Annotated in this window: 11 protein-coding genes and 2 pseudogenes; 5 read left to right on the top strand and 8 right to left on the bottom strand. The window is 73.1% G+C overall.

The genetic code is table 11. The annotated features are described in order from the left end of the window. Positions 1 to 7: 7 nt before the first annotated feature. Together OG202_RS16905 and OG202_RS16900 are read left to right on the top strand one after the other, a co-directional pair. A pseudogene (locus OG202_RS16905) lies at positions 8 to 196 on the top strand (MMPL family transporter); the annotation flags it as partial. A gap of 7 nt (positions 197 to 203) precedes the next feature. Beyond that, a pseudogene (locus OG202_RS16900) lies at positions 204 to 287 on the top strand (DNA-binding response regulator); the annotation flags it as partial. Positions 288 to 529: 242 nt separating this feature from the next. Here the strand turns inward: OG202_RS16900 and OG202_RS16895 are convergent. The 6 genes from OG202_RS16895 to OG202_RS16870 all read right to left on the bottom strand — a co-directional run bounded on the left by OG202_RS16895 (position 530) and on the right by OG202_RS16870 (position 8,256). Beyond that, positions 530 to 1,429, bottom strand: a complete 900-nt coding sequence (locus tag OG202_RS16895) for an alpha/beta fold hydrolase (protein WP_327729763.1) — start codon at positions 1,427 to 1,429, stop codon at positions 530 to 532. Positions 1,430 to 1,568: 139 nt separating this feature from the next. Continuing rightward, positions 1,569 to 2,504 carry a dihydrodipicolinate synthase family protein gene (locus OG202_RS16890; protein WP_328223033.1) on the bottom strand — a complete coding sequence of 312 codons (936 nt, stop codon included), beginning with the start codon at positions 2,502 to 2,504 and terminating at the stop codon, positions 1,569 to 1,571. A 16-nt stretch (positions 2,505 to 2,520) separates the two neighbouring features. Next, complete coding sequence (locus OG202_RS16885; protein WP_328223032.1) at positions 2,521 to 3,558, bottom strand: ABC transporter ATP-binding protein; 1,038 nt, start codon at positions 3,556 to 3,558, stop codon at positions 2,521 to 2,523. After that, entirely contained in the window at positions 3,555 to 5,579 is a 2,025-nt protein-coding gene (locus OG202_RS16880; protein WP_328223031.1) for a dipeptide/oligopeptide/nickel ABC transporter permease/ATP-binding protein, read from the bottom strand. Before OG202_RS16880 ends, OG202_RS16885 begins: the two co-directional genes overlap by 4 nt. Positions 5,580 to 5,666: 87 nt before the next feature. Beyond that, a complete protein-coding gene (locus OG202_RS16875) occupies positions 5,667 to 6,626 on the bottom strand; it encodes an ABC transporter permease (RefSeq protein WP_328223030.1) in 960 nt (319 codons plus the stop codon). Position 6,627: 1 nt separating this feature from the next. After that, the gene (locus OG202_RS16870) at positions 6,628 to 8,256 is read right to left on the bottom strand and encodes an ABC transporter substrate-binding protein (RefSeq protein WP_327729768.1); all 1,629 of its coding nucleotides are present in this window, start codon (positions 8,254 to 8,256) and stop codon (positions 6,628 to 6,630) included. Positions 8,257 to 8,534: 278 nt separating this feature from the next. Between OG202_RS16870 and OG202_RS16865 the strand changes: the two genes are divergently transcribed. The 3 genes from OG202_RS16865 to OG202_RS16855 all read left to right on the top strand — a co-directional run bounded on the left by OG202_RS16865 (position 8,535) and on the right by OG202_RS16855 (position 10,791). Then, a complete protein-coding gene (locus tag OG202_RS16865) occupies positions 8,535 to 9,275 on the top strand; it encodes a FadR/GntR family transcriptional regulator (protein ID WP_326585832.1) in 741 nt (246 codons plus the stop codon). A 3-nt stretch (positions 9,276 to 9,278) separates the two neighbouring features. Beyond that, positions 9,279 to 9,719: a protein-tyrosine phosphatase family protein gene (locus OG202_RS16860; protein WP_327729769.1), complete on the top strand. Its 441-nt coding sequence runs from the start codon at positions 9,279 to 9,281 to the stop codon at positions 9,717 to 9,719. Positions 9,720 to 9,918: 199 nt separating this feature from the next. Next, positions 9,919 to 10,791 (top strand): hypothetical protein, encoded by an 873-nt coding sequence (locus tag OG202_RS16855; RefSeq protein ID WP_328223029.1) that lies wholly within the window; start codon positions 9,919 to 9,921, stop codon positions 10,789 to 10,791. Positions 10,792 to 10,973: 182 nt separating this feature from the next. Here OG202_RS16855 and OG202_RS16850 read toward each other — a convergent pair whose 3' ends face one another. Beyond that, positions 10,974 to 11,630 (bottom strand): M15 family metallopeptidase, encoded by a 657-nt coding sequence (locus OG202_RS16850; RefSeq protein ID WP_327729770.1) that lies wholly within the window; start codon positions 11,628 to 11,630, stop codon positions 10,974 to 10,976. A 413-nt stretch (positions 11,631 to 12,043) separates the two neighbouring features. Further along, a complete protein-coding gene (locus OG202_RS16845) occupies positions 12,044 to 15,163 on the bottom strand; it encodes an AfsR/SARP family transcriptional regulator (RefSeq protein ID WP_328223028.1) in 3,120 nt (1,039 codons plus the stop codon). Positions 15,164 to 15,217 lie beyond the last annotated feature (54 nt).

The following is a 15,217-nucleotide window of genomic DNA, read 5'->3' as shown; positions in this document are numbered from 1 at the left end:
GCTCAACGACTACGCGCTGCTGCTCGTCTCCCGCTACCGCGAGGAACTACGGCGGACCGAGCGGCCGTACGAGGCCATGAGGGTCGCCCTGCGCGGCTGCGGACCCGCCGTGCTCGCCTCCTCCGGGACGGTCGCCGCCGGGCTGCTGTGCCCGCCGGCCGCCGACCTGGACAGCGGCCGGGGCATGGGACCGCTCGCGGGCCGTCCTGAAGACCCACGTCAGCCGCATCCTGGGCAGGCTGGGTGCCCGGGACCGCGCCCAGCTGGTGATCGTGGCGTACGAGTCTCCGGCCCCTCCGTCCCCACCATGCGCCAGTCGATGTCCGTCTGGCGCGGCGACAACGCGGGCGCCGCCTTCACGAAGTCCACGACGTTCTCGCAGCGCCCCGCCGCCTACTCCGACCTCGTCCCCCTGGGCCGCACCCACGTGGGCGTCCTCTACGAGACGGGCCCGTACGAGACGATCGAGTTCCGCCGCCTGCCGCCTGCCGCCTGCCGCCTGCCGCCTGCCGCTGTCGGGCCTGCTCGGCTAGCCGGCCGGGCGAGGGGCTGTCTTCAGGGCTCCTGCCGTGTGGTTCAGGATCGCGTCGGCCAGGGGGCCCTGGACCTGGGGCGGGAGGGCGTGGCCCATGTCCGGGATCTCCACGACGTGGGCGCTGCGGATCGCCTGGGCGAGGTGGTGGGGGTGCGGGGGCGGGGCGACGGGTTCGGCCGGCGCGGAGATGACCAGAGTGGGTACGGCGGTGCGGGCGAGCCGGTCCGTGCGGTCCATGCCGGAGGGATCGGCCCGGGCGTGGGCGGTGCCGGCGGTGTGGTGGCCGGTGTGCTCGATGATGTTCCGTTCGAGGGCGCGGGCGTAGTCGGCGTCGAAGGGGATCCGGTCGCCGCCCAGGACCCGCCAGTGCTCGACCCTCCGCTCCAACTCGGCCTCCGGCCCCCGGTCCTCCACGGGGCGGGCCCACATCTCCAGCAGCTCGGGGGCGATCCCGGGAAGCTCCTCGGGCGGGGTCCGGGTCCCGTCCGGGTGGACGTACGGGGTGGTGCTGAGGGCGCTCGTGCCGATCAGGGTGGCGCTGAGCAGCCGGTCGGGACGGTCGGCGACGAGGAGCTGGGCGAGCATGCCGCCCAGGGACATGCCGACGATGTGGGCGCGCTCGACCCCGAGGCCGTCCAGCACCCGCACGGCGTCCGCCGCCAGTTCGGTGACGGGGTACGGGTCCGCGTCGAACGACCAGGTCGAGCGGCCGGTGTCCCGGTGGTCGTAGCGGATGACGTGGTGGCGGGTGGCGAGCCTGTCCACGAACGCGTCCGGCCATCCCAGGCCCGAGGCCTGCGCGCCCATGATCAGCAGCAGTGGGGGCGTGGTGGGGGCGCCGCGGTCCTCCACCCACAGGCGTATGCCGGGCGTCGCGTCCACGAAGCGTTCCATGCTGTCGGCTCCTCGTCTGCCGGGATGTGATGAGACGAGACGTATCGTATCGCATTTCGCGCACCGCGCACCGCGCTCAGGGTGCGCGACGCGCCCCGAGGCCGTGTGCGCGGAGTCCGTCTGCGGCGGGGGAGTCCGTCTACAGCAGGCCCGCCGCCGCCAGGTACTTCCCGACCTGCTCGACCTCGGCCTCCGACAGCGGGACCTGTGGCTCCGCCGTGGCCGCGCAGTCGATGACTCCGCGCAGGTGGAGGGCCGCCTTGAAGGCGCCGAGGGCGGAGGAGCTGCCGCCCATGCGGGTGGTGCCGCCGACGCCGGTCATGCCGAAGAGGGCGCACAGGCGCTCCTGTTCGGCGCGGGCCCGGTCCCGGTCGCCGGCGCGGAAGAGGCGGTCGAGGCGGACGTACCCGGCGGGGTCGACGTTCGCCAGCCCCGGGACAGCGCCGTCGGCGCCCAGGGCGAGGGCGGAGTCGGTGATCAGTTCGGAGCCGGTGAGGGCGCTGAAGCCGGTGAGGGCGGAGTCGGTACGGGCGCCCACGACGACCGTGCGGAAGCCGGCCAGGTCGCCGCTGGAGTCCTTCAGGCCGGCGATGACCCCGTCCCGCGCCAGCTCCAGGACCACGTCGGCGGGCAGCTTGGTGTGGACGGCGACGGGGATGTCGTAGGCGAAGACCGGGACGGGCGAGCCGGCGGCGAGCAGCCGGTAGTGGCGGGACATCTCCGCCGGGTGGGTGCGGGTGTAGAAGGGGGCGGTCGCCACGACGGCCTCGGCTCCGGCGGCGGTCACGGCGCGGACGTGGTCCAGTACGCGGGGGGTGGTCATGTCGATCGCCCCGGCGAGGACGGGGAGTTGGCCGCCGACGTGACCGACGACCGTCTCCACGACCCGCCGCCGCTGCGCGTCCGTCAGGTACGCCGCCTCCGACGACGAACCGAGTACGAACAGCGCGTCCACACCGCCCGCCACGAGATGGTCGACCAGCCGGACGAGCGAGGGGACGTCCACCTCGCGGTCCGGTGTCAGGGGCGTGCAGACGGGCGGGATGACACCGGTCAGCGGGGCGGGGACGGTCATCGTTGCTCCCTTGGTGCTAGGTATCGCGTACGGAATCCGACGCGGGCGCGGCCACCGCCTGGGCGACCAGGTCACGCGTCGACTCCGTCTCCTGCACAGGATGGTGGCAGCGGAAGCGGTGTCCGGGGGCCGACGCGGCCGCGAAGTCCGGCATGATCTCCGCGCAGACGTCGTCCGCCTTCCAGCAGCGCGTACGGAACGGGCAGCCGCTCGGCGGCCGGGTGGCCGACGGGACGGGGCCCACCAGCGGGATCGGGTCGATCGGGTCCAGCAGGCCGGGCGTCGCCGAGAACAGCGCGCGGGTGTACGGGTGCCGGGCACGGTCGCCGACCAGGGCCGCCGGGGTCTCCTCCACGATCCGGCCCAGATACATGGTGATCACCCGGTCGCTCATCCGCCGTACCGTCTGGATGTCGTGCGAGACGAAGACCAGGGCCAGGCCGAGGCGTTCCCTGAGGTCCAGGAGGAGGTTGAGGATCTGGGCGCGGACCGAGACGTCCAGCGCGCTCGTCGGTTCGTCCGCCACCACCAGTTCGGGTTCGAGCGCCAACGCCCGTGCGATCGCCACCCGTTGGCGCTGGCCGCCGGAGAGCCGGCCGGGCAGACCGTCCGCGAGCGCCGGGGGCAGGCCGACCAGTGACATCAACTCCCTTACCCGGCCCTCTCGTTCGGCCGGGGTGCCGCGCCGGTGCACGTCGAGCGGGTCGCGCAGGATCTGGCGGACGGTCAGGCGGCGGTTCAGGGCCGTCGACGGGTCCTGGAAGATCATGCCCGTGCCGCTGCCGACGGCCACCCGGCGCTCGGCCGGCGACATGGACCACAGGTCCCGCCCGCGGAACGAGACCGTGCCGGCCGTCGGCCGGTCCACCCCCACCAGCACCTTCGCCAGCGTCGACTTGCCGCACCCCGACTCGCCCACCACGCCCACCGTCTCACCGGGCGCGATCACCAGGTCGGCGCCGGTCAGCGCGTACACCCGGTCCCGGGTGAACACCCCGCCGCTGCGCGCCCGGTACACGACATGGGCGCCCGAGACCTCCACGAGCGCGCTCACCGCGCCACCTCGCTTCCCGAGTCCTCGGAACGTCCCGTCAGGTCCACCGCCGGGTGGTGGCAGGCCGCCGTGTGCGTACGGGTGCCCCGCAGGGCGGGGGCCGTCGTACGGCAGAGGTCGCCCGCCCGGGGGCAGCGGTCGGTGAAGCGGCAGCCCGCCGGGAAGTCGGCGGGGGAGGGGACGACGCCCTTGATCTGGGTCATCCGCTCGGCCGCCGACTCCAGGGACAGGACGCTGCCCAGCAGCCCGCGCGTGTAGGGGTGCGCGGGCCGCTCCACCAGGTCCGCCGTGACGCCCGTCTCGACGATCTGCCCGCCGTACATCACCACCACCCGGTCGGTCACGTCCGCGATCAGGGCCAGGTCGTGGGAGACGAGGACCAGTGCGAAGCCCAGCTCCTCGCGCAGCCGCAGCAGCAGTTCGATGATCTGCGCCTGGACGGTCACGTCGAGTGCGGTCGTCGGCTCGTCGGCCACGATCAGCCGGGGGTCGCGGGACAGGGCCATCGCGATGAGCACGCGTTGGCGCTGGCCGCCGGAGAGTTCGTGCGGGTAGCTGCGGAGGGTGCGGTCGGGGTCGAGGCCGACCAGGCGCAGCAGTTCGGGCGCGGAGCGTGTGCCGCCCCGGCGTACGACCTGCTTCAGCTGGGCGCGGATCGTCATCGCCGGGTTCAGGGAGGACAGGGCGTCCTGGTAGACCATCGCCATCTCGTGGCCGAGCAGCCGCCGCCGTACGCGCATCGGCTCGCCCACCAACTGCCGCTGGTCGAACCGGACCCGGCCGCGCACCCGGGCGCCCTTCGGTTCCAGGCCCATCACGGTCAGCGCGGTCAGCGACTTGCCGCAGCCCGACTCGCCGACCAGGCCCAGGACTTCACCGGGGCGGACCTCGAAGCTGATGCCGTCGACGATGTCCACGCCCCGGTGGCGTCGGTCGAAGCCGATCGCCAGGTTCTCGACGGACAGGACCGGTCGCCCTTCGGGGAGGGGGCGGGCCCGGGAGCGCAGCCGCACGGCCGCCTCCGTCAGTCCCGGCAGCTCGGGGACCTCGCCGGAACCGCCGCCCGGCTCGGGCGCCTCCGACCGGTCCGCTTCCTCCAGGGGCTCGACCTCCCCGGGCTCCACCTCCTGGGGCTCCGCCTCCCGCGCGACCGGCGCGGCCCACGCGTCGGAGACGCCCTCGGAGAGGATGTTCAGGGACAGGACCGTGACCAGCATCAGCAGACCGGGGAACGCGGTCGCCCACCAGCCGCCGGTCAGCACCATGTTCTTGCCGTCCGCGATGACACTGCCCCAGGACGGGTCCGGCGGCCGTACGCCCGCGCCGATGAAGGACAGCGACGCCTCGAAGACGATGGCCTCGGCGACCTGGACCGTGCAGAACACGAGCACCGGGGCGGCGCAGTTGATCGCCACGTGCCGGATCACGATGTGCGGGGTGCGGGCCCCTATCACCCGCTCGGCGGTGACATAGTCCTCGCCGTACTGGTCGAGGACGTTGGCCCGGACGACCCGGGCGACGGGCGGGGTGAACAGGAACGCGATCGCGCAGATCAGGACGGTGATCCCGCCGCCGAAGACGGCGACGAGGACGGCGGCCAGCGCGATGCCGGGGAAGGCCATGACGACGTCCAGGCAGCGCATCAGCGTCTCGTCGACCGCCTTGCGCGAGGTCGCGGCCACGGCCCCGACGACCGCGCCCACGACCAGGGCGAGCGCGGTGGCGCCGAGCCCGATCGCCAGCGACCAGCGGGCCCCGTACATCAGCCGGCTCAGGATGTCCCGGCCGAGGCTGTCCTGGCCCATCCAGTGGTCGGCGGAGGGCGCGCCGGTGCCGCCGGCCAGGGTCTGCTGGTCGAGCGGGTCGTGCGGGGCGAGCCAGGGGGCGAGGAGTGCCGTGAGGGCCACGACCGCCAGGAAGCAGACCGCGATCCGGGAGAGCGGGGGCAGCCCGCGCCAGGAGCGCGGCCGGACGCCGGGCCGGGACAGCGCCTCCGTCAGGCGTCTGCGCGTGGTCACCATCAGGCCGAACATCAGGGCATCGGCTCCCGTCCGAGCATCAGGGCATCAGCTCGCATCCCTCGGTCGTCGTCACAGTGCGTCCCCGGGTCAACTTGCTTCCCTGAGGCGCGGGTTCACCAGGAGGTAGAGGACGTCGATGACCAGGTTCACGACCACGAAGCCCGCGGCCGTGGTCAGGACGACACCCTGGACGACCGCCGGATCGCCGTTCTTCACGGCGTCGATCATCAACTTGCCCATCCCCGGCAGCGAGAAGATCGTCTCGATGACGACCGCGCCGCCGAGCAGATAGCCGACGCGCAGCCCCAGCACGGTCAGCGGATTGATCAGCGCGTTCCGCAGCACGTTCCGGCCCACCACGACCCGTGGCGGCAGCCCGCTCCCGATCGCCGTCCGTACGTAGTCCCTGTCCAGCTCCTCCACCACGGCCGTCCGTACGATCCGGGTGAGCTGTGCCGCCACCGGCAGCGACAGCGCGAACGCCGGCAGCGTCATCGTCCTCAGCCACCCGGTGAAGGAGTCCGCCGGATTCACGTACCCGCCCGTCGGGAACCAGCCCAGGTCCACCGCCAGGTACTGGATCATCAGCAGCGCCAGCCAGAACCCGGGCGCCGCGACCCCGGTCAGCGACACCACCCGGATGACCTGGTCCGCCGGCCGGTCCCGGTGGATCGCCGCGGTGACCCCGCCGAGCAGCGACAGCACGACCGCGATGCCCAGCCCCAGGAAGGTCAGCTGGAGGGTGAGCGGCAGCGCGGTCATGACCTGGTCGACGACGGGGGCCCGGGTGAGCGCGCTGATCCCCATGTCCCCGTGCAGCAGTTCCCCGACGAACCCGGCGTAACGGACCGGCAGGGGGTCCAGAAGCCCGTTCTCCTCCCGGAAATCGTGCAACTGCTCCGGTGTCGGATTGGCCCCCTGGAAGAACGCGGACGCCGGATCGACATCCGAGAACCGCATGACGACGAACACGAACAGGATGATCCCGAGCATCAGCGGAACGAGCAGAGCGATCCGCCGGATCAGAATGCGCAGGACAGCGACCACGCTAAACCCACTTGGCCTGAAGCAGGTTGATACCGGGGTACGGCTGCGCCCTTATCCCGCTGAGCCGCTTCGGATTCCAGGCGGTCATCAACTCGTTGTGCACCACCGGATACAGCACGGCCTGCTCGGCGACGACGTCGATGTAGTCCTGGACCATCGTCTTCTTGCGGTCGGCGTCCGCTTCCCGCGTCGCCCGGTCCATGTCCCGGAAGAGCCCCTTGGCCACCGCGTTGTCGGCCCACCGCGCGTACTGCATCCACAGGTTCTGCGGCCCGTAGTTGTAGTGCATGATCAGATCCGCGTCGAGTCCGAACTGATTGGGATTCGAGGCGGCGGCGACCACCTGGTAGTCCTGCTTCTGGTCCATCTTCGTGAACACCGCGGTGGTCTCCTGCGGCGAGAGCGTCGTCTCGACGCCGATCGCGTCCCAGGACGCCTTGACGGTCGGCAGACAGTCGACGATCCAGCTGACGTTCACCGCGAGGATCTCGATCCTCAGGCCCTTCACCCCGGCCTCCGCCAGCAACGCCTTCGCCTTGTCGGGGTCGTACGCGTACACGTTCTTCGCCGGCCGGTAACTCGGATTCCCCTCGTTGAGAAAGGAACTCGCCGGCTTTCCGTGCCCCTTCAGCGCCACCTCGATCATCTTGTCCCGGTCGATCGCGTAATGCAGCGCCTGCCGCACCCGTACGTCGTCGAAGGGTGTGCGCCGGGTGTTGAACATGAGGAAGAGGTTGTTCATCCCGGAGCCGCCCTGGACGGACATGCCGCCCTTCTCCAGCTGCCCGATATTGGCGTACGGGATGTTGTCGGCGATCTGCGCGCCGGCGCTCGCGCCGGAGATCTTCGCGACGCGCGGGGCCGCGTCCACGATGGTCAGCCAGTTCATCTTCGCGAAGGCCGCCGGGCGGGGGCCGTTGTAGTCGGCGTACGCCTCGAACGTGGTGTTGGACTTCGGATGGTGCGCGGTCTGCCGATACGGCCCCGAACCGATCGCCCTGCCCTTGATGGCCTCCTCCCAGGCACCCGGCCGGGAGAAGACGTGCTTCGGCATGATCTTCGCCAGCGTCAGCCGGGAAAGGCCGTCCGGGAAGGGGAACTTGAGCACCAGCTCGACATTCCGCGCGTCGATCTTCCTGACCTCCTTCAGCCAGCTCGCGAAGAAGCCCTTGGCGAGGGTCTGGGTGTCGGGGTCGAGGATGCGCTCGTACACGAAGACCACGTCGTCGGCGGTCACCGGTTCGCCGTCGTGGAAGGTGGCGCCGGGCCGCAGCTCGAACGTCCACGACGTGCCGTCGAGGTCGCTCGGCACGGCCGTCGCGAGCGCCGCGTACGGCTCGCGCGAGAGGGGGTCGGTGTCGAGGAGGCCTTCGTAGACGTGGTTGTTCGCGGCCATGCAGAAGGCCGACGCGGTCTGGGTCGGGTCCCAGCTGCCGTCGTTGCCGTAGCCGATGACGGCGGTCAGGGTGCCGTTCTTCCCGCCGCCCGAGCCGGTGTCGTTGGTGGACTCCGGCCCGGCCGAACAGGCGGCCAGCGACGAGGAGACGGCGGCGGCCGCGCCCAGCGCGCCGGAGTATTTGAGGAGCGACCGGCGGGTCGGCGCCGGGGCGTCACGGATCACGTCGCGCACGGTTCCTCCAGGGAGGGAGATACGACGTCCTACGTCCTGTAGGGAGCAGCGTGACCCTAAAAGCACCGGTGAGGGCGGTCAAGTGATCGCACACGAATGGCGTACGTGCCAAAGGTGCGACCAATGGCGGATCAACACCGGTATGAAATAAGGACGGTTGAGGGGCCGTTAGGAGAAGATTTCCCGGGGGTGACACGGGGCGTTAACCTGGCGTTCCCCTGGTCAGTCCACGTGGTTTCCGTCCGGAGGTGGGACGTCGGATGTCCGGCGAGCGTACGATGCGGCGCATGTCTCAGGAGAGCGGGAGCCGGCGCCGGCCCGAGCGTCGGGTGAGCAGCCAGATCCAGCGCGAGGTCACGCAGCTCATCCTCGACCGCAAGCTCCAGGCGGGCGCGCCCCTGCCCACCGAGACGGAGCTGATGGAGGACCTCGGCGTCAGCCGCAACTCCGTCCGCGAGGCCCTCAAAGCCCTGCAGGCCCTCGACATAGTCGACATCCGGCACGGCTACGGCACCTACGTCGGCGAGGCCTCCCTCACCCCCCTCGTCGACGGGCTCACCTTCCGCACCCTCGCCCGGCCCGACGGCGACACCGCCGCGCTCGCCGAGATCCTCCAGGTCCGCGAGGTCCTGGAGGACGGCCTCGTACGACGGGTCGCGGGCACCCTCACGGAGGACGAACTGGACGCTCTCGCGGCCGTCGTCGACCGGATGGAGGCGGCCGGGAGGGCGGGCGAACCCGTCGCCGAACTCGACCGCGACTTCCACGAACTCCTCTACGCCTCCCTCGGCAACGCGCTCATCCCCCAGCTCCTCGGCGCCTTCTGGACCGTCTTCCTGCGTGTCGCCGGCGCCCGCGGCTGGACCGACGACCCCACCCCCGAGCTGACCGTCCGCCGCCACCGCGACATCGTGGCCGCCCTCCGCGCCCGGGACGTCGAGGGCGCGCGACAGGCGATGTCCGACCACTTCAGGGGCATCGAGACGAGGGCGGCGCAGGCCTCGCGGGGGGTGGGGTAGCCCATGGGAGCGGTGCCCGGACCCTGGGACCCGGCCGACGCCGGTGTACTGCGGCTGCCCTCCGGCCGGCTGGTGCGCGGCCGGGGGCTGCGCCGGCCGCTCCCCGACGGACCAGTTCCCACGTACGCCGTGTACCTCCTCGGCAAGGAGCCGCCCGAAGTCCCCTGGGAGTCCCGCTGGTTGCGCTGGCCCGACTTCCGGCTGCCCGGTCACCGGGCGGAGGCGGCCCGGGTGCTGCGGGACGCGTGGGAGCGGGCGGCCGACGACCGGGTCGAGCTCGCGTGCGGTGGCGGCCGGGGCCGTACCGGCACCGCGCTGGCCTGTCTGGCGGTGCTGGACGGCGTACCGCCGGAGGAAGCCGTGGCGTACGTACGCCGGCACTACGACCGGCACGCGGTGGAGACCCCTTGGCAGCGGCGGTACGTACGACGGTTCGGGGCCTGACCATCCCCGTGCACCACTGAGCGACCGTGACCACCGGAGCGGGTGGCGCGCAGGAGGTGCAGGCGGTGCAGGTGGTGCAGGCGGTGCGCAGGCGGTGCGCAGGCGGTGCAGGTGGAGCAACCGGATCAGTCCGCGCAACCGGTAAATCAACCGGAAAATCAGGCGACCCGCCCCCATCGCCCGTGCCACCCTGACCGCCGTGACGCTCCCGGATCCCACCCCGTACGACGCCGACCGCGCGGCCTTCTCCCGTGAGGCCCTCGCCCGACTGGCCCTCTCCTCCTCGGCGAGGGGCACCGCGGGCGGCGCGATGGGCCTGGTGGCCACCCGCAACGACGTGGACACCGGGCTCGGCGGCCGGGCCGGCCAGGCGGCCGGCCTGGTGGAGGCCGCGCGAGGGGTCCTGAGCCGGGCGGTGGTCTACGAACGCGAGCGCGGCGCGACCTGGGAGCAGATCGCGCACTACCTGGAGATCGAGCCGGCGGAGGCCGAGGCCCGCTACGAGCCCGCACTCGCCCGCTGGCGGGAGGCGTTCGACGTGCCGTACCGCCTCGACGCGACCGGCCGCAAACGCGTCCCCCAACTCCCCACGGCGGCCTACGACCCCGCGTACGCGGTCCGTCAACTGGACCTCTGGGCGTACCTGTACGTCGTCAGAGGGGACCGGAGGGCGGTGAGCGGAGGCCTGCCCGGGTACGTCCCGGCGGACGACGAGGACACCTGCCCGAGCCCTCACGGCCCCGACGACCTCGGCGGCCGGGTCCGCGCCGACAGCGTGCGCCCGCTCCTGGAACAGCTCTCCCACTACGTCACCCGCGACCCCTACGCCGTCGAGGACATCGACTGGGACGCGCTCACCGCGGCCCTCGCGACGACGGACGACACGAACGACCGGGACCCGGCCGCCTGGTACACGCACGCCTTCGACGGCTTCCTCGGCACCGTCCGGGTCCGTCTGGCGCGTTCGGCACGCGCCGACGCGGTGTCCGCCGTCGTCACCGGCGCCGACTCCGCCGATCTGCGGCTGCGTGTCGACACCCTCCTGAACGTCTTCGCGGCACCACCCGCCTGACCCGCCCCGCGGACGACGCCACCCCCGCCACCCCTGCCCGCCCCATCCGCAGGGTGCTGCCCCTGACCCCCGCTACGGGGTTTGCCGCCGAGGCGACAACGGGAGACGGGGTGCAGCCCTCGGGGATGGGACGGGTAGGGACGGCGGGCGCGCGAAGCCACGGACGCCCGGCGTGCCGCGGGCTAGGGACCGGTCCGCGCGGGTCCGTACAGCGCGTTCGGCGCGCCCGTCATCAGCGCCCAGTACCTGTCCCCGTACGACCAGTGCCACCACTCGGTGGGGTAGTTGACCAGCCCGGCCGTGGTGAGGGCCGCGCTCAGGACGCGGCGGTTGCGGCGGGCGGTGTCGGAGATGTTCGGCGCGTCGGTGTAGCAGGCGTCGTCGCTCTCCTCGGGGCTCGCGTCGAGACGCGTGCCCATGTCGAGCTCCTCCCCGGCGGCGGTGCACAGGGTGAGGTCGACCGCGGCGCCGGCGACATGCGGCCCGATCTCCGGCGGGGAGAGGGAACGGCTGGCCTGGACGCGGAGGTACTCCTCCGACCAGTCCGGGTTGGCCTGGCGCAGTTCGGCGGCGTACCTCTCGAAGTACTCGATCTGCAGCGCGAGCGGCCGGTACCCCTCGGTGACCAGCAGCCGCAGCCCGTCGGGCAGCAGCCGGGCGGCGCGCGCGAGACGCCAGGCGACGCCCTCGCGCAGGTGCGCGTACGACCCCTCGGGGTCGGCCTGGCGGGAGTCGACCACCACGAACGGCAGTTCCCTCAGGTCGACCAGGGGTTCACCGCAGTCCTGGACCGGAACGCCGGCGACCTCGGGGTCGCTCATGAGGATGATCGAAGGCATGGGTCGTCTTCCACCGGGCGGGAGGTGTGATGCGGCGGGGTGCGTGGCAGCACCCCGGGGAGGGACTTGATCCCCTGATGTCCCTCCCCGGGGGCTTCCCCCCTTGAGTGGTGGTCTGCGGCCTGGTGCCGGGCGTTCCCCCAGCCCGTCCTGCTGTTCCGAACCCACTGTTGTCACGTTCCCACCGGTCCGTCCCCTGTGCGCTCCGGTGGGCCGACCGGCCGGGCGGTGGTCGCCCGGCCGATCCGTTGTTCCCCCGAGAACACCGAGAATGGCGCACTCCGCTGGAAGTTCTCTGCAAGTCCGCCGCAAGCGGGTTTCGGCCTGGCCGACTTGGGCACCTTCTCCGGCCTACCGGCCGGTCGGTGTGCGACCCGGCGCGGCCCCGGCCCTCCGGTCGCGGCGCTCGCGGGTCACACCCAGGGCCAGGGCTCGTGCCGTTCGCGGGCCTCGCAGGCGTCGAACACCGCCATGGCCTCGGCCCGCAGCGCGTCGGCACCGGCCTGATCGCCGAGCGCGGCCCGTACGACGGACAGGTTGCGCAGGGCGCGGGCCCGGGGCAGGGGCAGGGCGAGGACGCCCCAGAGGGCGGCGGAGGCGGTCAGCAGCCCCTCCGCGTCCGTCAGCCGGCCGTCGGCCAGCGCGCACTCGCCGAGGGTGCGCAGCGTCAGGGCCTCGCCGAAGCGGTCCTCGTGGACCCGGCAGACCTCCAGGATCTCGTGCAGTTCCGTCTCCGTCTCCCGGACGTGCCCCAGCCGCAGCCGGGCCTTGGCCCGGGCCCGTAGGGCGTACGCCGCCATGTGCGGGTCGCCGAGGGCGCGCAGGATCTCCAGTGCCTGCTCGGCCACGCGCGCGGCCTCCTCGTACGCGCCGAGGGAGCGGTGCACCAGGCTGAGCGTGCGCAGCGCCAGGGCCTCGCCGCGCCTGCTGCCGAGCCGCCGGTAGGCCCGCAGCGACTCGTCGAGCAGCGGGAACGCGCCTTTCTGGTCGCCGAGTTCGAGGCGTACGGAACCGCCGTACCGGCAGGCGACCCCGACGCCGGTGTCGTCGCCGATCCGCCGGAAGCCGTCGGCCGCGTCGGTCAGGGCCCGTTCCGCGTCCCGTAGTTCGCCCACCTCGCGGCAGGCGCTGCCGAGGCCGGCGAGGGCGGCGGAACGGCCGCGTACGTCGCCGAGTTCGGTGCAGATGCGTTCGGCGGTGCGGAAGTACTCCTGGGACTCGGCGATGCGGTCCTGTTCGTAGCGCAGCTGGCCGAGACCGATGATCAGCAGGGCCTCGCCCGAGCGGTCCTCGGCGCGGCGGGCCGCCGCCAGGGCGGCATCGTGGCTGCGCCACCAGGCGTCGAAGCGGTTCTTGATGGCGAACGAGGAGGAGCAGAGCGCGGCGGCGGCTTCACAGGCGAGGGTGTGGAGGCCCATCGCCGCCGCGCGCTCGACCGCGGTGGTGAGGGCGTCGGCCTCCGCGTCGAACCAGGCGAAGGGGTCTTCCAGGGCTCGGCGGGCGGTCTGTCCGCCTACCGGGGCGGTGTGCTCGGTTGCTTCGCGGCCGCCGGTTGTCCGTGGTTGCTCGCGCCCGCGCGGCGGAGCCGCATGTGTCACGGCCCCGCGCCCCTTCAGGGGCGCTCGTCTGAAACCCTGCCTCAGGATCACAGCACCCGAGGGCGCCGCCTCCGTCACCCGGTCCATCAGCCACAGACCGGCGGTCAACGCCCGGCCCACCGCCGCCGTGCGGTCGTCGACGGGGTCCTCGGTCTCCGCGCGCTCGGCGGCGTAGACGCGGACGAGGTCGTGCAGGCGGTAGCGGGGCTGGCCGACCTGGTCGGTGCCGGGGCAGGCGATCAGCTGGGCGTCCAGCAGGCGTTCCAGGATCTCCTCGGCCTCGTCCTCCGGCGTGCCGGAGAGCGCGGCCACCGTCCACACGGCGACGTCCGCCGAGCCCAGCGTGGCGATCCGGCGCAGTACGCGGCGGGCGCACTCGTCGAGCGCCCGGTAGCTGAGGCCGAGACCGGCCCGCACCTCCAGGTCGCCCACGGACAGCTCGTCGAGGCGGCGGTGTTCGTCGGCGAGGCGCTCGGCGAGCACGCTGGGCGTCCAGTGCCGCCGGGTCGCCAGGCGGGCGCCGGCGATCCGCAGGGCCAGCGGCAGACCACCGCACAGCTCCACGATCCGCCGTGCCGCGGCCTGCTCGCGCGGGTCGTCCGGGGTGCGTTCCGGCCCGGTGACCCTGGTCAGCAGTTCGAGGCCGCGTTCGTCGTCCAGGACGTCCAGGTCGGTGCGCCGGGCCCCGACGAGCCCGCCGAGCCGGGCCCGTGAGGTCACCAGGACCCCGCAGGTGGCACTGCCCGGCAGCAGCGGCCGTACCTGGGCCTCACCGTTCGCGTCGTCCAGGACCAGCAGGATCCGCCGCCCGGCGACGAGGCTGCGGAACAGGTCGCCGCGCTCGGCCGTGTCCTCCGGCGGGTCCGCGCCGAGCGCCCGCAGCAGCCGGCCCAGGACCTCGGCGGGCGGTACGGGCTCGCTGAAGCCGTGCAGTTCGGCGTAGAGCTGTCCGTCGGGGTACGCGCCGGCCACCCGGTGCGCGGCCTGGACGGCGAGCGCGGACTTGCCCACCCCGGCGGCCCCCGAGACCACGACGACGGGCATCGCCTCCCGCTCGCCGGTCAGCCCCTGGACCACCCGCGCCAGTTCCTCCTCCCGGCCGGTGAAGTCCCCGATGGCGGGCGGCAGGAGGGACACGGGCCGGGGTACGGCGGCGGGCTGCGGAGCGACGGCGGTGGTGGAGGCGAGCAGGGCCGGGTCGGCCCGCAGGATGGCCTCGTACAGCCGGTTCAGCTCCGGGCCCGGGTCGAGGCCCAGTTCCTCGGCGAGCGCGGTCCGCCCCTGCGCGTAGACGGCCAGCGCGTCGGCCTGCCGCCCGAGTCGGTACAGGCCCAGCATCAGCTGTCCGCGCGGCCGCTCCCGGGTCGGACGCGCGCCGACCAGCGAGGTCAGCTCGGTGACCAGCTCCGCCTCGTGCCCGCCGACCTCCAGCTCGGCGGCGATCCGCTCCTCCAGGGCCGCCTGCCGGGCCTCCTCCAGCCGACCGGCCTCACCCCGCAGCGCCTCCCCGACCCCGCCGAGCGCGGGCCCGCGCCACAGCTCCAGCGCCTCCCGCAGCAGCCGGGCGGCCCGGGCGTGGTCGCCGTCGGCCGAGGCCCGCCGCCCGTCGGTGGTGCGCGCCTCGAACTCCGCCAGATCGACCCGTCCGACCCCGGGCCGCATCACATAGCCCGGCGGCCGGGTCTCGATCGCCTCCGCCGCCTCGGCGGGCAGCGCCCTGCGCAGCGCCGACACATACGTCTGCACCAGCGCCCGCGCGGTGTCCGGGGGCTCGTCCCCCCAGATCACGTCCACCAGCGCGTCCGCGGGCACCACCTGGCCGGCCCGCAGCAGCAGTACGGCCAGCAGCGCCCGCGGTTTCGGGCCGCCCAGCCGCAGGGGTCTGTCACCGTGCCAGGCCTCGACCGGGCCGAGCAGTCGGAATTCCAGCTCCACGGGTCCCCATCTTCCGTGCTGTCGGACCGCCGGGACAGCGGTTGCTCACGCAAC

It is taken from the genome of Streptomyces sp. NBC_00310, assembly GCF_036208085.1.
GTDB lineage: Bacteria > Actinomycetota > Actinomycetes > Streptomycetales > Streptomycetaceae > Streptomyces.
This window is presented reverse-complemented; position numbering and strand designations above follow the sequence as displayed.